The sequence below is a fragment of the Roseobacter sp. GAI101 genome (assembly GCF_000156335.1).
GTDB lineage: Bacteria > Pseudomonadota > Alphaproteobacteria > Rhodobacterales > Rhodobacteraceae > Sulfitobacter.
In genome coordinates this window covers 859,962-881,180 of sequence record NZ_DS999213.1, presented here as the reverse complement: position 1 = coordinate 881,180, position 21,219 = coordinate 859,962, and the positions used below count along the sequence as shown (strand labels likewise).

The window sequence follows — 21,219 nt, the reverse complement described above, 5'->3', positions numbered from 1 at the left end:
TTTGTTAGGGAATGAGGGACGCTGTCCCTCAAACTCCCTGGGATATCTAGCCATTTGGAAGGCGCTGTGAGGGTCTATCTGGATCATAATGCAACGACCCCGGTCAGGGCGGAGGCGCGCGCGGCGATGATTGCGGCGATGGATGTCGTCGGAAATCCGTCAAGCGTGCATACGGAAGGACGCGCGGCCAAAATGTTGGTGGAGCGGGCCCGGGCGCAGGTGGCGGAGCTTGTCGGATGCAAGACCACGCAGGTGATTTTCACCAGCAGTGCAACGGAGGCCGCGGCCTTGGCCGTCGCGCAGAAGGCGCGTCATGGGGGGCTGTTTTCGGCCTTGCCGACGGAACATGATTGTTTGGGGGATTGGAGCGAAGTTGCTCTTGATCCTGCGCAGGTCGGGGGCGGTGCGATTGAGGGGCATCATCTGCGCGCCGTGTCGGCGGCGAATAGCGAAACGGGTATTCTGGGGGCTTCAGGGGTGGTGGTTGGCAGCACACCGCATCATTCAACGGTGTGCGATATTACCCAACTGGCGGGCAAGATGCCCGTCATCTATGGCGAGGTGACGCCGTCCTATGCGATCCTGTCGGCCCACAAGATTGGCGGGCCCAAGGGGGTCGGTGCGTTGATCAACTTTACCGCCGATGATCCCGTCCCGATGCTGCGCGGGGGCGGGCAAGAGATGAACCGGCGCTCTGGCACGGAAAACACCATCGGAATAGCCGGATTCGGGGCCGCGGCCGCAGCGGCCGGGCAGGATGTCGCCGCAGGACGGTGGGACGAAGTGGCCCAACTTAGAAATATTCTAGAAAAGACTATTGCGGCTGCGACTGATCAGACTATTTTTGTCGGGAAAGACAGGCCGCGCTTGCCCAACACCTCGTGCATCCTTACGTCAGGCTGGAAGGGCGAGACGCAAGTGATGCAGATGGATCTGGCGGGATTTGCGATATCGGCCGGTTCTGCCTGCTCTAGCGGCAAGGTCAAGGCAAGCAAGGTCTTGATCGCCATGGGCTACTCCGAGGCCCAGGCGTCAAGCGCGATCCGCGTATCGCTGGGCCTTGAGACGACAAAAGACGATGTATTGCGCTTTGCCGATGCATGGATTGAAAAATGGACGAAACACCAGATGCGGGTGGCCTGAAGCCCGAAGCGAGAGGAAGAAGATCGTGGACACTACAATTGTAAAAGACGGCGTCGATCAAGAGACAGTAGATGCGGTGCGCGAAGTCGGTGGTGCCTACAAGCATGGCTGGTCCACTGACATCGAGATGGATTATGCCCCGCTGGGTCTGAACGAGGACATCGTCAAGCTGATCTCGGGCAAGAACGAAGAGCCTGAATGGATGCTGGAATGGCGTTTGGCCGCGTATCAACGCTGGCTGACCAAGAATGAACCTGACTGGGCGATGGTCGATTATCCCAAGATCGACTTTCAGGAGCAGTATTACTATGCCCGCCCCAAATCCATGGCCGTCAAGCCGAAGTCTTTGGACGAGGTCGACCCAAAGCTGTTGGCGACCTACGCCAAGCTGGGTATCCCCTTGAAGGAGCAGATGCTACTGGCCGGTGTCGAGGGCGCAGAGGAATTGACCGATGCACCGCGCAAGGTCGCGGTGGATGCGGTGTTCGATTCCGTTTCCGTCGGCACGACCTTTCAAAAGGAGCTCAAAGCGGCGGGGGTGATCTTTTGCTCGATCTCCGAAGCGATCCGGGATCATCCTGAACTGGTCAAGAAATACCTCGGTTCGGTCGTGCCGGTGAATGATAACTTCTATGCCACGCTGAATTCGGCAGTGTTTTCCGATGGGTCGTTTGTCTATGTGCCGCCGGGTGTGCGCTGCCCGATGGAACTGTCCACCTATTTCCGCATCAATGCGGAAAACACAGGCCAGTTCGAACGTACGCTGATCATTGCCGACAAGGGGTCCTATGTGTCCTACCTTGAGGGCTGTACGGCACCGCAGCGCGACGAGTCGCAGCTGCATGCTGCCGTGGTCGAAATCATCATCGAAGAAGACGCCGAGGTGAAATACTCGACCGTTCAGAACTGGTATCCCGGTGATGAGAATGGCAAGGGCGGCATCTATAACTTTGTGACCAAGCGCGCCGATTGTCGGGGCGACCGGGCCAAGGTGATGTGGACGCAGGTCGAAACCGGCTCTGCCGTGACGTGGAAATACCCGTCCTGCATTCTGCGCGGCGACGACAGCCAGGGCGAATTCTATTCGATCGCCATCGCCAACAACATGCAGCAGGCCGATACCGGCACCAAGATGATCCACCTCGGCAAGCGCACAAAGTCGCGGATCGTGTCCAAGGGGATATCGGCAGGCAAGGCGCAGAATACCTATCGCGGGCTGGTGTCCATGCACCCCAAGGCCAAGGAATCGCGCAACTATACGCAATGCGACAGCTTGCTGATCGGCTCTGAATGCGGGGCGCATACCGTGCCGTACATCGAGGTCAAGAATAACAGCAGCCGTGTCGAACACGAGGCGACGACATCCAAGGTGGATGACGATCAGCTGTTCTATTGCCGCAGCCGGGGCATGGACGAGGAAGAGGCCGTTGCCCTGGTCGTAAACGGGTTCTGCAAGGACGTGCTGCAAGCGCTGCCGATGGAATTCGCGATGGAAGCGCAGGCGCTTGTGGCGATCTCGCTTGAAGGGTCCGTGGGGTAATTTGACATGATGCGCAAGCTGACATGGGACGTGGCCGTCGCCGTACTGGTGTTCTGGGTGTTGATGACGTTCTTCAGGGCAGGTGGACTGTCGCTGGAGGCGTTCAAATCGACGCTGCCTTCGATGCTGATCTTTGCGATGATCTATGCCGCGATCCGTGTCGCGCTGGTTGTGTTGCGCAAGGGGAAAGACGAATGATCCTGAGCACAACACCATCCATCGAAGGCCGTACCGTGACCGCCTATCAGGGCATTGTCGTCGGCGAGGCGATCATGGGGGCCAATTTCGTGCGCGACATGTTCGCGCGGGTGACCGATATCGTCGGGGGCCGGTCCGGCCAGTACGAAAACAAGCTGCGCGATGCCCGCGCGGCTGCCATGGCGGAACTTGAATCCGAAGCAGGCGCCAAAGGGGCCGATGCGGTCGTGGGCATTGATATCGATTACGAGATCATCGGCGACAGCATGATGCTGGTGTCGGTCTCCGGTACGGCGGTGCGGCTCGGCTGATGACGGTTGCGGCAGACACCACACCCCTGCGCTTGCATTGGTGGAAGGCGGTCCCGAACTTCGGGGACGCCATCAGCCCTGTGGTGCTGGCCCATGTGTCGGGCCGCGAGGTGGTGCATGCCGGCGTTAACAAGGCCGACATCTGGGCCGTCGGGTCGCTTTTGCAGGTGATCAAGCGTGCCTATTCTGAAGAAAAGGACCTGATGCCAACGGTTTGGGGCACAGGGTTGCTGCATGCGGTGCACGGCCTGAGGTTCAAGGATCATGTCAGGATCGCCTTGGTTCGTGGTCCGATCACCGCCGCATTGCTGGGGCTAGAGGTGGATCGTTTCGGCGATCCGGGCCTGTTGATCAGTGATGTCTGGCCGATGGACCGCACGCCCAACGGCAAGATTGGCATCGTGCCGCATCATTCGATTATGGATGACGTGATGCTGAAGGCGCTTTTGGACAGTGACCCGAAATACCAACTGATCGATCCGCGCGGGGACGCCCGCGAGGTCTGTGCCGCCATTGCGGCATGTGACCATGTTTTCGCCTCGTCGCTGCATGGATTGATTGTCGCGGATGCTTACGGTGTGCCCAATACGTGGGTCGCCCCGGTGGGGCAGTCGCGGCTGAAATACCTCGACTATGCCGCGGCCGTCGGGCGTGCCATGCCAGCCCCCGTCATGATCGAGGACATACCGGCAGCGCATCTGCCGGAACCCGATGCACCGCTGCCCTATCAGGCAGGTATAGATGTCTGCCGAAACGCTCTTTATGCCAGCTTTCCCAAGGCCTTGCGGCTGGGAGTTGCGGCATGAATTCTTTCACTGAGAACAGCCCGACCTTGGGCTTTTCATTCCCTCCATTCGCTGCCATTGCAGCACAGACGCACTAGAAAAGGACCATCCCATGCTGAGCATCAAAGGCCTGAAGGTCAAACTCGAAGACGAAGACAAGCAAATCCTGAAGGGTGTCGATCTCGAGATCGAAGCCGGTAAGGTACACGCGATCATGGGGCCGAACGGCTCGGGTAAATCGACGCTGTCCTACGTGCTGTCCGGCAAGGACGGTTATGAGGTCACGGGCGGTTCCGCCACCCTCGAAGGGGTGGATCTGCTGGACATGGAACCCGAAGAACGCGCCGCCGCTGGCCTGTTTCTGGCGTTCCAGTATCCCGTTGAAATCCCCGGTGTTGGCAACATGACCTTCCTGCGCACCGCCGTGAACGCACAGCGCAAGGCCCGCGGCGAAGAGGAAATGTCGGCTGCCGAGTTCCTCAAGGTGGTGCGTGCGCGTGCCAAGGAGCTGAAAATCGACGCAGAGATGCTCAAGCGTCCGGTCAATGTCGGCTTTTCGGGCGGCGAAAAGAAGCGCAACGAAATCCTCCAGATGGCCATGCTCGAGCCGAAGATGTGCATACTGGATGAAACCGATTCCGGTCTGGACGTCGACGCGATGAAGCTGGTTGCCGAAGGCGTGAATGCCCTGCGCACCGAAGGCCGTGGTTTCTTGGTCATCACACACTACCAGCGCTTGCTGGATCACATCAAACCCGACGTTGTGCACATCATGGCAGACGGCCGCATCATCAAGACCGGTGGGCCTGAACTGGCGCTTGAAGTCGAAAACAACGGATATGCGGATATCCTTGCCGAGGTGGCGTAATGGCCGAAGCAGCACTGAAGCAAACTCCTGTCGCGGCGATGATCGCCACGCTTGACCAGCCGTCTGGCGGTTGGTCCGACGCGGCGCGCAAGGATGCCTTGGCGCGGGTCCAGTCCATGGGCCTGCCGCAGCGGCGCGACGAATATTGGAAGTACACCCGCCCCGACACGTTGATCCAGCCCGAGGCATTGCCAGCGGCCCTGCGCGTTTCTGACGAAGTCGCGTTGTTCGACCACATCGACCGGTTGAAGATCGTCTTTGTCGATGGTGTGTTCGACGCCGACGCCTCGGATGATCTGACGCTAGAAGGGATCAACATCGAACGGCTGGCCGACGCATCGGCTGATATCCACTGGGCGCGCGACCTTTACGGTACGCTGGAAACCCGAGGTCAGTCCCCTGTGGCACGCCCCTTGGCGGCGCTGAATACAGCGTTTGCGCCGGATGGTATCCTGATCCACGTGACTGCCAAGGTCAGCAAGCCGGTGAACTTCATCTATCGCCGCACGTCCGAGACGGCCGATGCGATGCTGCACCATTGCATCAAGCTGGAAGAAGGGGCCGAGTTGACCTTGCTGGAAAACGGCCCCGTCGCTGCCCGCTTTAACGGTGTGCTCGAGGTCGAAGTAGCTGACAATGCCGCTTTCCACCATGTGCGTGCCCAAGGCCGCGACCATGAACAACGCGCTGCCACCCATATCTTTACGCGGCTTGGTACGGAATCGACGTTCAAGTCATTCACCCTGACCGCCAACGGCGTGATGACGCGCAATGATTGCGTGATCGAACTGACCGGCGATGATGCGAATGCGACAGTCGCAGGGGCTTGCGTCGGCGATGGCAGTGATTTCCACCACGACGATACGGTTTTCGTTACCCATGACGCGGTGAACTGCGAAAGCCGTCAGGTGTTCAAGAAGGTGTTGCGCAACGGGGCCACGGGCGTCTTCCAAGGCAAGATTCTGGTCAAGGCTGGCGCGCAAAAGACCGACGGCTACCAGATCAGCCAATCCTTGCTGCTGGACGAGGACAGCCAGTTCCTTGCCAAGCCAGAGCTCGAGATTTACGCCGATGACGTGGCCTGTTCGCACGGCTCGACCTCGGGGGCCATAGACGAGGACGCGCTGTTCTATCTGCGTTCGCGCGGTGTGCCGCACGGGGCAGCGACCGATCTGCTGACGCTTGCGTTTCTGGCCGAGGCTGTGACCGAAGTCGAAGACGAAACCCTGCGTGAAGAAATCACCGGACGGCTTGCCGACTGGCTTGAGCGGCACGCGCACTGATGGCCGCCACGCGCGACATCGTTGCAAGCTATCGCAACCCCGCAGCCGTCGTCCGGCGGCTGTTGGGGCAGGGCACCCGTGAGGATCGCAATCTGATCTATCTCATGGTGGCCTGCCTGATCTTCTTTGTCGCGCAAACACCGCGTCTCGCCCGCGAGGCGTTCATCAGCGGAACGGATCTGAACATGCTGCTTGGTGGCACGCTGCTGGCATGGCTGTTCATCGCGCCGCTGATTTTCTATGTCCTGGCGGCGGGCACGCAGATCATCCTGCGTGTGCTGCGGGGCAACGTGACCGGGTTCAACACCCGTCTTGCGCTGTTCTGGGCCTTGCTGGCCTCCAGCCCGCTGGTTCTGTTGCACGGGCTGACGGCTGGGTTCGTCGGCCCAGGTATCGAATTGCAGATCGTCGGGCTGATCTGGCTCTGTGTATTTTTATGGTTCTGGATCAGTGGCTTGCTGGTCGCGTATAGGCAAACATCATGACTGGCACCGATTTGCGCACTCTGCTGACCGAACTGGTCGTCCTTAGCCTGCGCAATCCGCGCCAAGCCGCCGAACAGATCATCGGCTGGCGTCTGGACCGCGAAACATTGTGGACGGCACTCGCGCTGGCCGCTGCGGTGAACACGCTGATATTTTCGCTCAGCATCACCTTGCAGCCGACCCCCGGCATGCCTGAGTTCTTTACCAGCCCGCTGGCGATGTTTGTCCTGCTGGCCGGCGTCTTGGTCATCACGACCCATGGTTTGTACTGGACAGGGCGCGCCATCGGCGGCAAGGGCGATTTGGGCGACATTCTGGCCTTGGTCGTGTTCCTTCAGGTGCTGCGGATCCTCGCGCAGGTGGTGATCTTTGTTCTGATGTTCGTGGCACCGGGGATTTCGTTGATCTTCTCGCTTGCGACCGGGATCATCGGGCTGTGGATCCTGGTTAATTTTATCGCAGCAGCATTCCGGTTTCCGACCCTCGGGCGGGCCTTCGGGACTCTGCTGATTGCCATGCTGATGATCGTGCTCGGTCTAAGCTTTCTGCTGTCGATCATTGGCATCGCAGCACAAGGAGTAGTTTGAAATGTATGACGTCAATGCAATCCGCCGCGACTTTCCAATCCTGTCGCGTACGGTGAATGACAAGCCGCTGGTATATCTGGATAACGGGGCTTCGGCGCAGAAACCACAGGTCGTCATTGACGCGATCAGCCATGCCTACAGTCATGAATATTCCAATGTTCACCGTGGCTTGCACTATCTTTCTAACCTTGCGACCGATAAATACGAATCCGTGCGCGGCACCATCGCCAAGTTTCTGAATGCCCCAGACGAAGACGAGATCGTGTTCACAACTGGCACCACGGAAGGCATCAATCTGGTGGCTTACGGATGGGCCATGCCAAACCTTCAGGCGGGCGACGAGATCATTCTGTCGGTGATGGAACACCACGCGAATATCGTGCCGTGGCATTTCCTGCGCGAACGCCAGGGCGTGATCCTTAAATGGGTTGATGTGGATGCCACCGGCGCGCTGGACCCGCAGGCCGTGATTGATGCGATCACCCCCAAGACCAAGCTGATTGCGATCACTCAGGTCTCGAACGTGCTGGGCACGGTCGTCGACGTCAAGGCGATCACCGCAGGGGCCCATGCCAAGGGCGTGCCCGTACTGGTCGATGGGTCTCAGGCTGCGGTGCACATGCCCGTCGACGTCCAGGATATCGGGTGCGATTTCTACGCGATCACCGGCCACAAGCTGTATGGTCCGTCCGGGTCCGGCGCGATCTATATGAAATCGGAACGGATGGCCGAAATGCGCCCCTTCATGGGGGGCGGGGATATGATCCGTGAAGTCACCAAGAACAACGTCACCTACAACGACGCCCCGATGAAGTTCGAGGCAGGCACACCCGGTATCGTCCAGACCATCGGCCTTGGCGTCGCGCTGGACTATATGATGGGTGTGGGGATGGACAACATCGCCGCCCACGAGGCTGCCTTGCGCGACTATACCGTTGAGCGCCTTGCAGGCCTCAACTGGTTGCAGGTGCAGGGCACCACGCCCGACAAGGCCGCGATCTTCAGCTTTACGCTGGACGGTGCCGCCCATGCCCATGATATTTCCACGATCCTCGACAAAAAGGGAGTGGCGGTTCGGGCAGGGCAGCATTGCTGTGGCCCGCTGATGGAACACATCGGCCAGACCGCCACCTGCCGTGCGTCGTTCGGGATGTACAACACCACCGCCGAGGTCGACACGCTGATCGAGGCTCTTGAACTGGCGCATGATCTGTTCGCCTGAAACGACACTGATTTTCATCAGGTCGATTTTGTAATTGCAGGGGGCGGCGTGGCTGGCTATACCGCCCTCAGATGGACCCATAGCTCAGCTGGATAGAGCGCTGCCCTCCGAAGGCAGAGGTCGCTGGTTCGAATCCAGCTGGGTTCACCATTTTCCGATATTTCGAATAAGCGACAGCGCTTTTGGAACGGTAGATTGTCTGCGCGCGTTCTAAAGTAGTCCCGTTACCGATGCCTTGGGACGTTGGTCACGCGACAGTCGGCGCAACTGCGATGAGAAGTAAGCTGCGGTTCACTCGGGCAACCGCCAGGCGACGGCATTTGGCAAAATACCGTCGCCCGCTGATTAGCTGGTCCCCCTCAGTCCCGCAGGGCGGCGACGGCGCGAATTTCGACTTTCAACTCCGGACGGCTTAGGCCGGAAGTCCCTATGATTGACCACGCAGGAAACGGGCTTTTTATGAAGCGCTGTTTGACGTCCATGAACTCTGCCAGCGTGTTTTCGATATCCACATGATAGCTCACGACATCGACAAGATCGGTGAAATCCAGTCCTGCGATCCGCAACAGCTCCTCGATGCGTTTCAATGCCCATTCCGTTTGGCCCGCAACATCTTCGGGTGCCGTGCCATCGGGGCGCGCCCCGATTTGCCCGGATATGAACAAGAATCCTTTCGACTTTACCGCGGGCGAGAATCCGTATTTTTCAAAGGCTGCGCGATAGCCTTCAAACATTTCGTTCCCTTCCGGTATCTGCAAAATTTCTGATGTCATGATCTTGTCTCCTCTTAGGCGCTGCCAAAGGCGTGAACCGGCAGCGATCAATCCTTGGCTTTTATCTGCGGGGGACCCTGACAGCAACCATGCGTCACGGCCGACGCCATGGGCTGACGCATGATGCGTTCAGGCACAAACTCTTGTTCTCAAAAAGAAAAAGCCCCTGAAAGACCATCGTCTTCAGGGGCTTTCCAGCTCAAATCGCGGGACGTTAAACCTTAGCCCCGACGGCGTCCACCAACCCGGCCAGCGCGGCCGCGGCCTTCCTGGCCGGCTTTGGGGGCGACTTTGTTGAACTTGATCCAGTCGGTGCCGTTCGGGTCGCGGTCATAGAGGAAGTTGGCGGCGCGGATGGCTTCCATTTCCTTGCCGGGGGTCGCTTTGGTCGATCCAAGGCCGAACAGCGACACGAATGTCTCGTCGTCGATGTCGTCCGGCAGGATGATCCCGGCGGCCGAGATCAGCGCCTTGTGTTCAGCGATCTTGGTCTGGTTCACGGGCAGGGTGATCGGGTTCATGATCGCCGATGTCATGCCGGCCCCCATTGCCATTGGCAAGAACGCGTTGTTGATGCCGTGACGGTTGGGCAGACCAAAGCTGATGTTGGATGCACCGCAAGTGGTGTTTACGCCCAATTCCTCGCGCAGGCGGCGCACAAGGGTAAAGACCTGATGGCCCGCAGTCGCCATCGCGCCGATGGGCATGACCAGCGGATCGACCACGATATCATGGGCAGGAATCCCGAAATCAGCGGCGCGTTCCACGATCTTTTTGGCGACGTCGAACCGGACATCGGGGTCTTCGGAAATGCCGGTGTCATCGTTGGAGATCGCCACGACCGGCACGTTGTATTTCTTGACCAGCGGCAGAACCAGTTCCAGCCGTTCTTCTTCACCGGTGACCGAGTTTAGCAGTGGGCGGCCTTCGGCGGCGGCAAGGCCGTTTTCCAATGCACCGGGCACGGAACTGTCGATGCACAACGGTATATCGACCACGCGCTGCACCACTTCGATCAACTGGCGCATCAGCGTCGGTTCGACAAAGTTGTTATCCGCGTAACGCGGGTCTTCGGCCATCTTGTTCGAGAACACGGCACCGGAATTCACGTCGAGGATATTCGCACCCGCTGCGGCCTGCGCAATGGCGTCGGCTTCGACCCGGCTGAAATCGTCGCGCTCAAGCTCTTCTGCCAGGATCTTGCGGCCTGTGGGGTTGATCCGCTCTCCGATGACGCAAAAGGGCTGGTCAAAGCCGATGATCGCGGATTTTGTCTTGGATTCGACGACGGTTCTGGTCATTTCTGTTCTTTCTTTCAGACGGGAGTTAAACGGCATTGGCGGGTTGCCCCGCGGCTCCGCCGTTTTCGATAGCCCAATTGGCATTTGTCTTGATTCCGCCCAGCGGGAAGAAATGCACATGGGTGACGTTGAAATCGGGGTTGGCGGCTTTGTGGGCCGCAAGGGCGGTGATTACATCTGTCGGCTCGTAAGGCAACAGCAGCTTGGTCACGTCCATCGCGCGCTTTTGCAGCACCTTCAGCGACGGGCCAACCCCGCAGGCGATGGCGAATTTGATCAGGGTTTGCAGCTTGGCCGGGCCTGCGATGCCGATGTGGATGGGCAGGTCAATCCCTGCGTGTTTCAGGCTGTCGGCCCATTCGATGATCGGCTGCGCCTCAAACGCGAATTGCGTGGCGATGGCCATCTTGGCATCGGTGCGTTCGGAAAACCCCTGTTTCCAGCGCAGCGCATCATCGACGCGCAGGCGGCTGCCGTCCGTGTCGATGTCGCGGTTGCCTTCGGGGTGGCCTGCGATGTGAAGCCGCTCAAAGCCGTGCTTGTCGAACAGACCGGTTTCCATCAGCTGCATGCTGTCGGAAAAATCACCATGGGGTGTGGTCACGCCACCGGCCAGCAGCAGCGCCTGCTTTACGTCAGCCTCGCCCTGATACATGGCGATCCAGTTTTCCAGCGTGGCCTTGTCCTTGATGATCCGCGCGGGCATGTGCGGCATCACCTTGAAGCCGTCGGCGTTCAGCCGTGCGGCGGTCGCGACCATATCCTCGATCGGGGTGCCGTCGATATGGGCGATATAGACGCGAGTGCCCGCAGGCAGCAGATCGCGAAAATTTTCGACCTTCTCGGCGGTGCGCGGCATCACCTCGATGGAATAATCCTGCAAAAATGCCTCGACCTCGGGGTTGGGCAGATCGGGGGCAGGGGCTTCTTTGCGTCGGAAATTGAGAAGGGACATGATTTTCTCTTTCATGAAAGGGATCAACCTTTACGCCCAGCCATCATTGGCAATCAGCGTTTTGATGCGGTCGCGGTCGTATTCGGCTTCGATCCGGGCAGTTTCGGCATCCGCCACTGCATCGGGGTCGCCTTCGACCACATAGGCATCGGCTTTGCGCCATTCGGCCAGATAGGCATCGCTGTCCCCGGCACCAATTTTCATGGCGGCGCGGTCGATGGCCTGCTCAAACCGTTCGGGCAGCTGGCGCTTTGATCCGCGACGGCCTTTGCCGACGATGACCTGTGCGGGAATGTCGCGCCAATAAACAATTGTGACTTCTGGCATGGCTGATTCCTTTGACTGCGCTAAAGTTTTTCTAGCGGCTGTTGATCTATCCCCGTCGCCGTTTTTCGACACTCAAAACGGCGTCTGCGACGTCGCCTTGGTACACGCAGACGGGACGCAGGGCGAGGGCACGCAGCACTCATAATTCTCAAGATGGTTGTGAGGGGAACCGCAGGCTTGTGGCAGAGGGTCAGGCGTTTCCCGCTTGCCCCTTCGCCCAATAAACACTACCTTAACGGCAACTCGTAATGAAAGGCGCAAACCATGGCGCCACAGCGTCCCAAAGGTGCGGGCGCGCTCGACACACCGCCGGCTCTGAGCCCCGCGCCAGTTCCGCCCAGATCGACCGAACTCTATGCGGCCCTTGATCTGGGCACAAATAGTTGTCGCATGTTGATCGCTCAACCCAAGGGGAGCGGTTTTCATGTCGTCGACAGTTTCTCGAAGTCTGTCCAGCTTGGGGCAGGACTTGAGAAGACCGGGCGATTGTCGCGCGGATCAATGACTCGTACCATTCAGGCATTGCGGATTTGTCAGCAGAAACTGCGCCGCAACAAAGTGCGCCGTATGCGACTGGTCGCGACCGAAGCGTGTCGTCGTGCCAGCAACGGTGCCGAATTCATGGCCCGGATCCAGCGCGAAACCGGTCTGAAGCTGGACATCATCAAGCCCGAGGAAGAAGCGCAGCTTGCCGTGATTTCCTGTGCGCCGCTGGTGAACCGCAAGACCCATAACCTGCTGGTGGTCGATATCGGCGGCGGATCAACGGAACTGGTGTGGATCGACATATCGAAAGTGCCCAAGGCCGATCGCGCGCGGTCGATCATGCGGTTGCATGGCGGGTTCCACCAGGCCAAGACCGGCATTCCCGAAGCCCGCGTCGTGGACTGGATCAGCGTACCGCTTGGCGTCGCGACCCTTCGCGACCAGTTTTCCGACGTTGAAGATGACGCCGCGCGTTTCGCCTTGATGAGCTGGTTTTTCGAAGAGAACCTGCAAAGCTTTACGCCGTATCAATCGACACAGTCGCAGGATCATTTCCAGATCGTCGGCACCTCAGGCACGGTTACCACTGTCGCTGCCAGCCATTTGGGCCTAAAGCGCTACGACCGGACCAAGGTGGACGGCCTTCGGATGAGCAGCACGCAGATCGACAAGGTGATCCATTCCTATCTGGCGATGGGGCCGGGGGGGCGGCGTGCCGATCCGCGCATCGGTCAGGACCGGCAGGCGTTGATCATGTCGGGGGCCGCGATCTTGCAGGCGTTGATGCGATGCTGGCCGACGGATAGATTGAGTGTGGCAGACCGTGGTCTGCGCGAGGGGCTGCTATATGCCCAGATGAGCGCGGATGGCGTTTTGGAAGAAGGAATAGGCTGATGGGTAAGACACCGACAGGCAAGACACCAAGTGGCAAGAACACCTCGGGGCGTGGTCAGCGCGACCTGAAGGTCAAGGTAAAGTCCGCCCGTGGCCGCAAGCTTAGCTCGACACGCTGGTTGCAGCGGCAGCTGAACGACCCCTATGTGAAACGCGCCAATGCCGAAGGGTATCGTGGCCGCGCCGCCTACAAAATCATGGAACTGGACGACAAGTTCCGCTTTCTGGTGCCCGGCGCACGGATCGTCGACCTTGGCGCGGCCCCCGGCGGCTGGTGTCAGGTTGCGGTCAAACGCTGCAATGTGCTGGGGGAAAAGCAGGGCAAGAACGTCGGCACCATCCTTGGCATCGACCTGCAGGAAATGGAGCCGATTGCGGGCTGTGAATTGCACCAGCTTGATTTCATGGAAGACGACGCCGATGAAATCGTCAAGGGTTGGCTGGGTGGCAAGGCCGATGTGGTCATGTCCGACATGGCTGCCAGCAGTTCGGGCCACAAGCAGACCGACCACAACCGGATCATCGCCCTGTGCGAGGCAGCTGCCTACTTCGCCTTTGACGTATTGGAAGACGGCGGCACTTTCGTGGCCAAGGTTCTGGCAGGCGGTGCCGAGGGTGATTTGCAAAAACTGCTCAAGCGGCGCTTTACCAAAGTGTCGAACATCAAACCGCCTGCCAGCCGTCAGGACAGCTCCGAGAAGTTCGTCGTGGCGACGGGTTTCAAAGGGGTCGTAGATGATGAAGAGCCTGCGTGAATCACCCGCAGACGGAAGCGGCACCCCGACAAAGAGCCCTGTGCTGATGCTGCGATGAATTGGATATTTTGACGCAGTTTCAGCTCTTGTGCCTTTAATATCGGAAAGTTGATCTTATGTTGGCGCGTCCCCATGCGCCAACGCCATGTTTCTGCATGAAAAACCTGACAAAAAGCGCCCGATCCCGACGAAAATCGTCATATAAGGGCTGGCTGTTTTGACCTCGCTCGTCAATAAATGACGTCATGTCATTATTCTTGATCATTGCCCTCCCGTTTCTTGGCGCTTTGCTGCCCGGCCTGATGATTCATACCGGACGTCAAACCTGCTTTATCATCACCTTCCTTGTGACGGCCTGCGCCGCCATCGGCCTCGCGACCCACGCGCCAGCCGTCTTGGCAGGAGAAGTGGTGACCGCGCAGTTGAACTGGCTGCCTGCCTTGGGATTGAACGTAAACCTGTTCCTTGATCCCTTGGGGCTGATGTTTGCGGGATTGATTTTGGGGATCGGCCTGCTGATCATCACCTACGCGCGGTTCTACCTGTCACGCGGTGACAACATGGGCGAATTCTACAGCTATCTGTTGTTGTTCCAGGGCGCGATGGTGGGCATCGTATTGTCCGATAACATCTTGATGTTGATTATATTCTGGGAACTGACGTCGCTGTCCTCCTTCCTGCTGATCGGCTTTTGGAAACACCTGCCCGAAGGCCGTCAGGGCGCGCGCATGGCGCTGACCGTGACCGGTATGGGCGGGTTGGCCCTGATCGGGGGGATGTTGCTGCTGGGGCAGATCGCAGGCAGCTATGATCTGACGGTGATTCTGGAAAACCGCGACCTGATCCAGTCTTCGCCGCTGTATGTGCCCGCCCTGATCCTGATCCTGATCGGGTGTTTCACGAAATCGGCGCAATTCCCGTTCCACTTCTGGCTGCCCCACGCGATGGCGGCACCGACGCCGGTTTCGGCCTATCTGCATTCGGCCACGATGGTAAAGGCAGGCCTGTTCCTGATGGCGCGGCTTTGGCCGGTGCTGTCAGGGACCGATATCTGGGTCATTCTAGTCTGTTCAGCGGGCCTGATTACGATGGTGCTTGGCGCGTTGATCGCGATCTTCAAGGACGACCTCAAGGCGCTGCTCGCATTTTCGACCGTGTCGCATCTGGGGCTGATCACATTCCTTCTGGGCACAGGCACCTCCTTCGGGGCGATGGCTGCGGTGTTCCACATCCTCAACCACGCCAGCTTCAAGGCGGCACTCTTCATGTCGGCAGGTATTGTGGATCACGCGCTGCACACCCGCGACATGAAACGGCTGGGCGGCCTGCGCCGTGTGATGCCCGTCACCTTCATGATCGCGACGATTGCAGCGCTGTCGATGGCCGGTATCCCGCTGCTCAACGGGTTCCTGTCCAAGGAAATGATGCTGGAAGAAGCGTTTCATACCACGCTGTTCGGCTCGCCTTATCTGGTGGCGGCGGTGGCGACTGTCGGGGCGCTGTTCTCAGCCGCCTACAGCTTCCGCTTTATCAGCCATACGTTTCTGGGGCCGGTGCGGACGGATTACCCTGAAAAACCCCATGATCCCGAATTCGGCCTTTGGTTACCCCCTTTCTTGTTGGTGATCCCGGTTGTAGTCATCGGCGTTGCCCCGTTTCTGGCCGAACCTTTTGTCAAGATCGTGACCCAAGCCGTCATCGGCAGCGCCGCCGAGGTGCCGGACGCGCATTTCAAACTGTGGCACGGGTTGGTGCCGGCGCTTTGGATGTCGGTGATAGCCGTTATTGGCGGTTTGATCTTGCTGGCGGCCTTCGCGCCACTGGCGAAAGGCTGGGCTGCGGCCCCACGCCCCGAAGCGAAAGCCATCTTTGACCGGATCATCGCGGCGGCTGTCGGTTTTGCCGATGTCTTTGCCGATCGGTTGCACAATAATTCCTTTACCCGCTATGCGGCGATTTTTGTGACGACCGTTGTGGCGGTGGGGGCGCATGCCTGGTTTACCGGCGTGAACGGTGCCCCGACCCGCGAGATGTTGCCGATCACACCGATTGCCTTGGCCGGTTGGCTGATGCTGATCCTCGCGACCGGTTTTCTGGTCACCGTCCACCGCAACCGTCTGGCAGTTCTGATCCTGATGGGCATCATCGGTCTAATGGTGTCGGTTGGCTTCAACTACTTTTCGGCCCCCGATCTTGCGCTTACGCAAATCTCGGTCGAGGTGGTGACGATTGTGCTGCTGCTGCTTGCCCTGAACTTCATGCCCAACGTGACACCCCGCGAATCCACCAATCTGGCGCGCACCCGTGATATCATTCTGTCCTTGGCGGGCGGTGCTGCTGCGACGGGCCTGATCTATTCGATGTTGATGTCCGATTTCCCGGCACCGTCGATCTCCGAGTACCACTTGGCCAATTCCTACAAGGGCGGCGGGGGCGATAACGTTGTAAACGTGATCCTGGTCGATTTCCGTGGTTTTGACACCTTCGGCGAGATCATCGTTTTGGGTATTGCCGCACTTGTCATCTATGCATTGACCGAAGCTTTGCTGTCCGGTCCCGTACGCGCCCGCCTGTTGAACCGGGGCTACGAGGAAGCGCGGGCAGGGGATGCGCATCCGTTGATGATGGTCGTGCTGACTCGCGTGCTGATGCCTGTGGTGCTGATGGTTGGCGTCTATATCTTCATGCGCGGTCACAACGCGCCGGGCGGTGGATTCATCGCGGGGCTTGTGGTAGCGATTGCGGTGCTGATGCAATACATGGCCAGCGGGTTCACTTGGGCCGATCGCCGTCAACGCTACCCTTATCACGGGATCATCGGGGCAGGGGTACTATGCGCGGGCCTGACCGGTATCGGATCGTGGTTTGCGAATGCACCGTTCCTGACCTCGGCCTTTGGCTATTTCCGCATTCCGCCGATGGAGAAGTTTGAACTGGCCACCGCAATGGGCTTTGATCTTGGGGTTTTCCTCGCGGTCGTGGGGGCGGTGATGCTGTCGCTCGAAAGCTTCTCGCGGCTGGGACGCCGTGCCGGGATCGAAACCAGTGATTTCGCCATGGATATTGATCCGTCCCGTCCTGAGATGGGCGACGACCAGGGAACCTATCCTGCAACAGAACCGGCAACAGGAAAGGAGAGCTGATATGGAATTGCTTGTCGCAACCGCCATCGGCGCTTTGACCGCTGCGGGCATCTACATGATCCTGCGTCTGCGCACCTTTCCGGTGATCATCGGCATGTCTTTGGCCAGCTATGCGGTCAACGTGTTTCTGTTTGCCTCGGGGCGTCTGGCGATTAATGCACCGCCGGTGCTGACCGACGGGATCGATACCTATGTCGATCCGTTGCCCCAGGCGCTGGCGCTGACCGCGATCGTGATTTCCTTTGGCATGACGGCGGTTGCCGTGATGCTCGCGGTCGGGTCCTACCTGAGCGCGGATGACGATTTGATCAACGACCCGGATGTGACGGATGGCGCGCGCGCCGACAACCTCTCGCAAACTGACGGAGGTGCATCATGACCCATTGGCTCGTTCTTCCCATCGTATTGCCGGCGATGCTGGCCGCGATGCTGGTGTTGGCTGCGCGCTATCATCTGGTGATCCAGCGTGTCGTGTCGCTTGCGGGGACCACTGCGCTGTTGGGGCTGGCGATCGGTCTGTTCTGGCAGGCGTCAGACGGCACGATCAGCCTGTACCAGCTGGGCAACTGGCCCGCACCCTTCGGCATCGTGCTGGTCGGCGACCGCTTGTCGACGCTGATGGTTCTGATCACCTGCGTGTTGGCCCCGCTGGTGCTGCTGTACGCAATCGGGTCTGGCTGGGATAGTCGGGGGCGGCATTTCCACCCGCTGTTCCAATTCCAGTTGATGGGAATTCTTGGTGCGTTTCTGACCGGTGACGCGTTCAACCTTTTTGTTTTCTTCGAGGTTCTGTTGATCGCGTCATACGGACTGATGATCCATTCGGGCGGTCAAAAGCGGCTTCGGGCAGGGTCGCAATATGTGTTGTACAACCTGCTCGGCTCGACGCTCTTCCTGTTCGCGCTTGGCACGCTTTATGCGGAAACCGGCACGTTGAATATGGCTGATCTGGCACAGCGTGTGGCGACCCTGGACGTAGGCGACAGCTCTGGCATCCGCGTGGCTGCGGTGCTGTTGCTGATGGTCTTTGCGGTCAAGGCCGCGATCCTGCCGCTGCATTTCTGGCTGCCTGCCAGCTATGCCGAAGCGCCAGCGCCGGTTGCAGCGCTGTTTGCGATCATGACCAAAGTCGGGGCCTATTGTATCATCCGCATGTACACTCTGGTGTTCCCGCCCGATCTCGAGCTGACCCAAGGGCTGTTCGACGTCTGGCTGATGCCTGCGGCTTTGTTGACGCTGATGCTGGGCATGCTTGGCGTGCTGGGGGCCAAGCGGATCGACCGGATGGTGGCGTTTTCCGTAATCGGTTCTATGGGGATGCTGTTGGCTTCGGTGTCGGTCTTCACGCAAACCGGTATTACCGCCGCGCTTTATTATGCGATCCATTCGACCTTTGCGGCGGCCGCGTTGTTCTTGCTGGTTGACGTGATCCGTGCGCGCCGGGGTGCGGCTGCGGTCAGCTTTGGCGATGCGCCGCCGATTTTGGGCGGGGCACTGGTGGCGGGCATGTTCTTTGTCGCGGCCATCGCCATGACCGGCCTGCCGCCGCTGTCGGGCTTTATCGGTAAACTGCTGATCCTTGATGCGGCGCGCAGTTCCGATCTGATGTGGTGGGTCTGGGGCGCGATCCTTGTGGGATCCTTGATCGCGGTCGTCGGCTTTTCCCGCGCGGGCAGCGTTATCTTCTGGAAAGCCCATCAGGCCCGTGACGAAGAGATCGACGTCGAGACACCCGAGGCCGAGCCTTCGACGGCACTGGCGATGGTCTCTATCGGGGGATTGCTGGCGGTGATGATCGCCCTTACCATTGCTGCGGGTCCGGTGACGCGGGTGCTGTCTGCGACCTCGGCGCAGCTGTTCAACACCGCGCCCTATATCGATGTCGTCCTGACCACGCCGGGCAAGCAGATCAATTCGGACCATGACGACGACCATGAAGCCGATGGGGTCAAAGCTGCGGAAGATGACCATGACGGTCCGGCGGCCAGTGACGGACACGGTTCAACGGTAAAGGATAACTGATATGCTTTCACGTCTGCTGCCCCACCCGTTGCTGACTATTCTGCTGTCGCTGGTCTGGTGCTTGTTGGTGAATGAAATCAAGCTTGGCACCGTCGTTTTCGGTGTCATCCTTGGCCTGCTGATCCCCATTGCGACCGCGGCCTACTGGCCGGATCGACCGATGTTCAGCAGACCGTGGAAGATGATCGGCTATATGGTTCTGGTGCTGTGGGACATCCTCGTGGCCAATGTGGTCGTTGCGATGATCGTCTTGTTCAAAAGCAACAAGAACATGCGTCCCCAATGGGTCGTGATCCCCCTTGATCTGCGCAAGCCCGAGGCGATTACCATGTTGGCGGGCACCATCACGCTGACCCCCGGCACGGTTTCCGCCGACCTGTCCGAAGACGGCAGGACGTTGCTGGTGCACGCACTTGACGCCGATGACCCGGACGCTGTGCGCGACGACATCAAACAGCGCTACGAGCGCCGCATAAAGGAGATTTTCGAATGATCCTGATGGCTTTGAACTTTGCATTTGTCGCGGTTGCGCTGTCGCAACTGCTGGCCATGCTGCGGCTGGTAAAAGGCCCGAACACCGGCGACCGGATTCTGGCGCTGGACACGATGGTGATCAATGCGATTGCGTTGATCATCCTGCTGGGCATACGGCTTGGCACAGATGTGTATTTTGAAAGCGCGATGATCATCGCGATGCTGGGCTTTGTGTCCACCGTTGCCATCGCGCGCTTTGTCTTGCGGGGTGATATCATTGAGTGATCTTGGCACAATCAGCGAAATCATCGTTTCGGCATTGTTGGTGATTGGCGGGTTTTTCACGCTGGTCGGCTCCATCGGCCTGCTGAAGCTCGATAATTCCATGTCACGTCTGCACGCACCGACCAAGGCGTCGACCCTGGGGGTCGGGTCCTTGTTGATGGCGTCTATGGTCTACGCCTTTGCGGCGGGCGACGGGTCGCTTCACGAGGTGTTGGTAATGGCGTTTCTCTTTGTCACCGCACCCATCTCGGGCAACTTCATCGCCAAGGCGAACATGCACCGGTTGCGCAACAAACCTGACTTGCCGCCACCACCGCCGCCGCCGGACCATGTCTGGAGCACATATTCCGAAAAATGACCCCAAGCCCGCGCCCCGAAGCGCGGGCTTTTTGCTGGCGGACTGCCTTGCCTTGAAATTTTTTCGCAAAAGATCGCAAACAGGCCAAAACCCTGCTTGACGGGGGGAATGCCAGACCCTATGACCTCCCAACGCTTTGAAGTTAACGACAAAGCATGCACTGCGCGGTTGTAGCTCAGCTGGTTAGAGTACCGGCCTGTCACGCCGGGGGTCGCGGGTTCGAGCCCCGTCAACCGCGCCACTTGCATCCCTTTCAGGATGAAATTTTCACCGTTATTTATCAGAGACATGCGTTGTAGATGTTCTGCCTTTGGCGGATTTCTTAGCAGTCCGACTTTCCATACTGCCGCAGCGTGGTGTGGTAGCTTACCGGCAAAAACCTTGAAAAGAAGTTTGACCTGAGCCTTTTTACGCCCTTAGACTAAGGCCGTGGGCGCAATATCGCCTCATGTTCAAATTCAGTTTATTTGCTTATTTTAAATACCATTGACGAACAGAGAAGGTAACGACTTGGCCGAAAGCAGTCTTTCCGATACCCAGATTAATTTTATCGAACAATTTTTGAAGGTTAAACTTCCCGCACAGACCGCAGACCCGGCAGAGTTTGTTCTGGACGATGACTATGTGTCAGACAATCCGGCCGATATCTGGCTGGATGCGAAAGGGCAGGTCGATGCCACCTTGTCGCCGCTGATGTCCGAGCTTGCTAAATCTGATGACCCGAACCTGACGCGGATCGCACGATTTGGTCTGAGCGGGGTCACCAAGGGCAACAACACCGCCCTGATGGCCGCGATCCTGAATTTCAACGGATCTTCCGGTGCCGCGCGTGCAGGATCGGCGCAAGCGCTTGGCAAGGAAATCGACACCTATTCGGAATTTTTGGGGTCTGACCCGATTGTTGCACTTTGCGAAAACAATCCCTTTGGACACGCATTGGCGATCCGTGCACCTTTGATCAAAGCGCTCAACACCATGAAGACGATGATTTCCGCCTAAGCCGGCCCCATTCGGCTGATCATCC

23 protein-coding genes and 2 tRNA genes are annotated in these 21,219 nt (G+C 58.8%); 21 read left to right on the top strand and 4 right to left on the bottom strand.

Features of this window, described 5'->3' with window-relative positions:
* Positions 1-66: 66 nt before the first annotated feature.
* The 11 genes from RGAI101_RS04100 to RGAI101_RS04050 all read left to right on the top strand — a co-directional run bounded on the left by RGAI101_RS04100 (position 67) and on the right by RGAI101_RS04050 (position 8,572).
* A complete protein-coding gene (locus RGAI101_RS04100) occupies positions 67-1,143 on the top strand; it encodes a cysteine desulfurase family protein (protein ID WP_008227819.1) in 1,077 nt (358 codons plus the stop codon).
* A gap of 25 nt (positions 1,144-1,168) precedes the next feature.
* Entirely contained in the window at positions 1,169-2,683 is a 1,515-nt protein-coding gene (sufB, locus tag RGAI101_RS04095; protein ID WP_008224954.1) for a Fe-S cluster assembly protein SufB, read from the top strand.
* Between the two features lie 6 nt (positions 2,684-2,689).
* Positions 2,690-2,881: a hypothetical protein gene (locus RGAI101_RS04090; protein ID WP_008225407.1), complete on the top strand. Its 192-nt coding sequence runs from the start codon at positions 2,690-2,692 to the stop codon at positions 2,879-2,881.
* The gene (locus tag RGAI101_RS04085; protein WP_008226579.1) at positions 2,878-3,192 is read left to right on the top strand and encodes a heavy metal-binding domain-containing protein; all 315 of its coding nucleotides are present in this window, start codon (positions 2,878-2,880) and stop codon (positions 3,190-3,192) included. Before RGAI101_RS04090 ends, RGAI101_RS04085 begins: the two co-directional genes overlap by 4 nt.
* Positions 3,192-3,998, top strand: coding sequence for a polysaccharide pyruvyl transferase family protein (locus RGAI101_RS04080; RefSeq protein ID WP_008225235.1), 807 nt, complete (start codon positions 3,192-3,194; stop codon positions 3,996-3,998). The genes RGAI101_RS04085 and RGAI101_RS04080 overlap by 1 nt, the downstream gene beginning before the upstream one ends.
* Before the next feature lie 91 nt (positions 3,999-4,089).
* Positions 4,090-4,845: a Fe-S cluster assembly ATPase SufC gene (gene sufC, locus RGAI101_RS04075; protein ID WP_008227594.1), complete on the top strand. Its 756-nt coding sequence runs from the start codon at positions 4,090-4,092 to the stop codon at positions 4,843-4,845.
* The gene (locus RGAI101_RS04070; protein WP_008225405.1) at positions 4,845-6,128 is read left to right on the top strand and encodes a SufB/SufD family protein; all 1,284 of its coding nucleotides are present in this window, start codon (positions 4,845-4,847) and stop codon (positions 6,126-6,128) included. Before sufC ends, RGAI101_RS04070 begins: the two co-directional genes overlap by 1 nt.
* Positions 6,128-6,613, top strand: a complete 486-nt coding sequence (locus tag RGAI101_RS04065; protein ID WP_037227338.1) for a hypothetical protein — start codon at positions 6,128-6,130, stop codon at positions 6,611-6,613. Before RGAI101_RS04070 ends, RGAI101_RS04065 begins: the two co-directional genes overlap by 1 nt.
* The gene (locus RGAI101_RS04060) at positions 6,610-7,200 is read left to right on the top strand and encodes a Yip1 family protein (RefSeq protein ID WP_008229293.1); all 591 of its coding nucleotides are present in this window, start codon (positions 6,610-6,612) and stop codon (positions 7,198-7,200) included. Before RGAI101_RS04065 ends, RGAI101_RS04060 begins: the two co-directional genes overlap by 4 nt.
* Position 7,201: 1 nt before the next feature.
* Positions 7,202-8,422, top strand: coding sequence for a cysteine desulfurase (locus tag RGAI101_RS04055; protein WP_008225424.1), 1,221 nt, complete (start codon positions 7,202-7,204; stop codon positions 8,420-8,422).
* 73 nt (positions 8,423-8,495) lie between these two features.
* Positions 8,496-8,572 (top strand) — tRNA-Arg (locus RGAI101_RS04050).
* 209 nt (positions 8,573-8,781) lie between these two features.
* Here RGAI101_RS04050 and RGAI101_RS04045 read toward each other — a convergent pair.
* The 4 genes from RGAI101_RS04045 to RGAI101_RS04030 all read right to left on the bottom strand — a co-directional run bounded on the left by RGAI101_RS04045 (position 8,782) and on the right by RGAI101_RS04030 (position 11,778).
* Positions 8,782-9,195: a RidA family protein gene (locus RGAI101_RS04045; protein ID WP_037227335.1), complete on the bottom strand. Its 414-nt coding sequence runs from the start codon at positions 9,193-9,195 to the stop codon at positions 8,782-8,784.
* A 221-nt stretch (positions 9,196-9,416) separates the two neighbouring features.
* Positions 9,417-10,496 carry a methyltetrahydrofolate--corrinoid methyltransferase gene (locus RGAI101_RS04040; protein ID WP_037227333.1) on the bottom strand — a complete coding sequence of 360 codons (1,080 nt, stop codon included), beginning with the start codon at positions 10,494-10,496 and terminating at the stop codon, positions 9,417-9,419.
* 25 nt (positions 10,497-10,521) lie between these two features.
* Positions 10,522-11,451, bottom strand: a complete 930-nt coding sequence (locus RGAI101_RS04035; protein ID WP_037228992.1) for a methylenetetrahydrofolate reductase — start codon at positions 11,449-11,451, stop codon at positions 10,522-10,524.
* A gap of 30 nt (positions 11,452-11,481) precedes the next feature.
* Entirely contained in the window at positions 11,482-11,778 is a 297-nt protein-coding gene (locus tag RGAI101_RS04030) for a virulence factor (RefSeq protein WP_008226232.1), read from the bottom strand.
* 264 nt (positions 11,779-12,042) lie between these two features.
* Here RGAI101_RS04030 and RGAI101_RS04025 point away from each other — a divergent pair, with 264 nt between their 5' ends.
* From RGAI101_RS04025 to RGAI101_RS03980, 10 genes are all read left to right on the top strand, one after another.
* Positions 12,043-13,158: a Ppx/GppA phosphatase family protein gene (locus RGAI101_RS04025; protein ID WP_008224995.1), complete on the top strand. Its 1,116-nt coding sequence runs from the start codon at positions 12,043-12,045 to the stop codon at positions 13,156-13,158.
* Positions 13,158-13,913, top strand: a complete 756-nt coding sequence (locus RGAI101_RS04020) for an RlmE family RNA methyltransferase (protein WP_008226361.1) — start codon at positions 13,158-13,160, stop codon at positions 13,911-13,913. The genes RGAI101_RS04025 and RGAI101_RS04020 overlap by 1 nt, the downstream gene beginning before the upstream one ends.
* 245 nt (positions 13,914-14,158) lie before the next feature.
* Positions 14,159-17,056: a monovalent cation/H+ antiporter subunit A gene (locus tag RGAI101_RS04015; protein WP_008226155.1), complete on the top strand. Its 2,898-nt coding sequence runs from the start codon at positions 14,159-14,161 to the stop codon at positions 17,054-17,056.
* Between the two features lies 1 nt (position 17,057).
* A complete protein-coding gene (locus RGAI101_RS04010) occupies positions 17,058-17,435 on the top strand; it encodes a Na+/H+ antiporter subunit C (protein WP_037227332.1) in 378 nt (125 codons plus the stop codon).
* Complete coding sequence (locus RGAI101_RS04005; protein ID WP_008228736.1) at positions 17,432-19,078, top strand: monovalent cation/H+ antiporter subunit D; 1,647 nt, start codon at positions 17,432-17,434, stop codon at positions 19,076-19,078. Before RGAI101_RS04010 ends, RGAI101_RS04005 begins: the two co-directional genes overlap by 4 nt.
* Position 19,079: 1 nt before the next feature.
* Positions 19,080-19,571 (top strand): Na+/H+ antiporter subunit E, encoded by a 492-nt coding sequence (locus tag RGAI101_RS04000; protein ID WP_008228962.1) that lies wholly within the window; start codon positions 19,080-19,082, stop codon positions 19,569-19,571.
* The gene (locus RGAI101_RS03995; RefSeq protein WP_008228972.1) at positions 19,568-19,837 is read left to right on the top strand and encodes a K+/H+ antiporter subunit F; all 270 of its coding nucleotides are present in this window, start codon (positions 19,568-19,570) and stop codon (positions 19,835-19,837) included. Before RGAI101_RS04000 ends, RGAI101_RS03995 begins: the two co-directional genes overlap by 4 nt.
* Positions 19,830-20,195, top strand: coding sequence for a Na+/H+ antiporter subunit G (locus RGAI101_RS03990; protein WP_008225743.1), 366 nt, complete (start codon positions 19,830-19,832; stop codon positions 20,193-20,195). The genes RGAI101_RS03995 and RGAI101_RS03990 overlap by 8 nt, the downstream gene beginning before the upstream one ends.
* Positions 20,196-20,359: 164 nt before the next feature.
* Positions 20,360-20,436 (top strand) — tRNA-Asp (locus tag RGAI101_RS03985).
* 320 nt (positions 20,437-20,756) lie between these two features.
* Positions 20,757-21,194 (top strand): hypothetical protein, encoded by a 438-nt coding sequence (locus tag RGAI101_RS03980; RefSeq protein ID WP_157044626.1) that lies wholly within the window; start codon positions 20,757-20,759, stop codon positions 21,192-21,194.
* The last annotated feature ends 25 nt before the right edge of the window (positions 21,195-21,219 follow it).

Excerpts from the sequence above, each read along its gene's own strand:
- RGAI101_RS04090 (WP_008225407.1), top strand. The coding sequence starts at position 2,690 with ATGATGCGCAAGCTGACATGGGACGTGGCCGTCGCCGTACTGGTGTTC.
- RGAI101_RS04085 (WP_008226579.1), top strand. The coding sequence starts at position 2,878 with ATGATCCTGAGCACAACACCATCCATCGAAGGCCGTACCGTGACCGCC.
- RGAI101_RS04080 (WP_008225235.1), top strand. The coding sequence starts at position 3,192 with ATGACGGTTGCGGCAGACACCACACCCCTGCGCTTGCATTGGTGGAAG.
- sufC (WP_008227594.1), top strand. The coding sequence starts at position 4,090 with ATGCTGAGCATCAAAGGCCTGAAGGTCAAACTCGAAGACGAAGACAAG.
- RGAI101_RS04070 (WP_008225405.1), top strand. The coding sequence starts at position 4,845 with ATGGCCGAAGCAGCACTGAAGCAAACTCCTGTCGCGGCGATGATCGCC.
- RGAI101_RS04065 (WP_037227338.1), top strand. The coding sequence starts at position 6,128 with ATGGCCGCCACGCGCGACATCGTTGCAAGCTATCGCAACCCCGCAGCC.
- RGAI101_RS04060 (WP_008229293.1), top strand. The coding sequence starts at position 6,610 with ATGACTGGCACCGATTTGCGCACTCTGCTGACCGAACTGGTCGTCCTT.
- RGAI101_RS04055 (WP_008225424.1), top strand. The coding sequence starts at position 7,202 with ATGTATGACGTCAATGCAATCCGCCGCGACTTTCCAATCCTGTCGCGT.
- RGAI101_RS04045 (WP_037227335.1), bottom strand. The coding sequence starts at position 9,195 with ATGACATCAGAAATTTTGCAGATACCGGAAGGGAACGAAATGTTTGAA.
- RGAI101_RS04040 (WP_037227333.1), bottom strand. The coding sequence starts at position 10,496 with ATGACCAGAACCGTCGTCGAATCCAAGACAAAATCCGCGATCATCGGC.
- RGAI101_RS04035 (WP_037228992.1), bottom strand. The coding sequence starts at position 11,451 with ATGTCCCTTCTCAATTTCCGACGCAAAGAAGCCCCTGCCCCCGATCTG.
- RGAI101_RS04030 (WP_008226232.1), bottom strand. The coding sequence starts at position 11,778 with ATGCCAGAAGTCACAATTGTTTATTGGCGCGACATTCCCGCACAGGTC.
- RGAI101_RS04025 (WP_008224995.1), top strand. The coding sequence starts at position 12,043 with ATGGCGCCACAGCGTCCCAAAGGTGCGGGCGCGCTCGACACACCGCCG.
- RGAI101_RS04020 (WP_008226361.1), top strand. The coding sequence starts at position 13,158 with ATGGGTAAGACACCGACAGGCAAGACACCAAGTGGCAAGAACACCTCG.
- RGAI101_RS04015 (WP_008226155.1), top strand. The coding sequence starts at position 14,159 with ATGTCATTATTCTTGATCATTGCCCTCCCGTTTCTTGGCGCTTTGCTG.
- RGAI101_RS04010 (WP_037227332.1), top strand. The coding sequence starts at position 17,058 with ATGGAATTGCTTGTCGCAACCGCCATCGGCGCTTTGACCGCTGCGGGC.
- RGAI101_RS04005 (WP_008228736.1), top strand. The coding sequence starts at position 17,432 with ATGACCCATTGGCTCGTTCTTCCCATCGTATTGCCGGCGATGCTGGCC.
- RGAI101_RS04000 (WP_008228962.1), top strand. The coding sequence starts at position 19,080 with ATGCTTTCACGTCTGCTGCCCCACCCGTTGCTGACTATTCTGCTGTCG.
- RGAI101_RS03995 (WP_008228972.1), top strand. The coding sequence starts at position 19,568 with ATGATCCTGATGGCTTTGAACTTTGCATTTGTCGCGGTTGCGCTGTCG.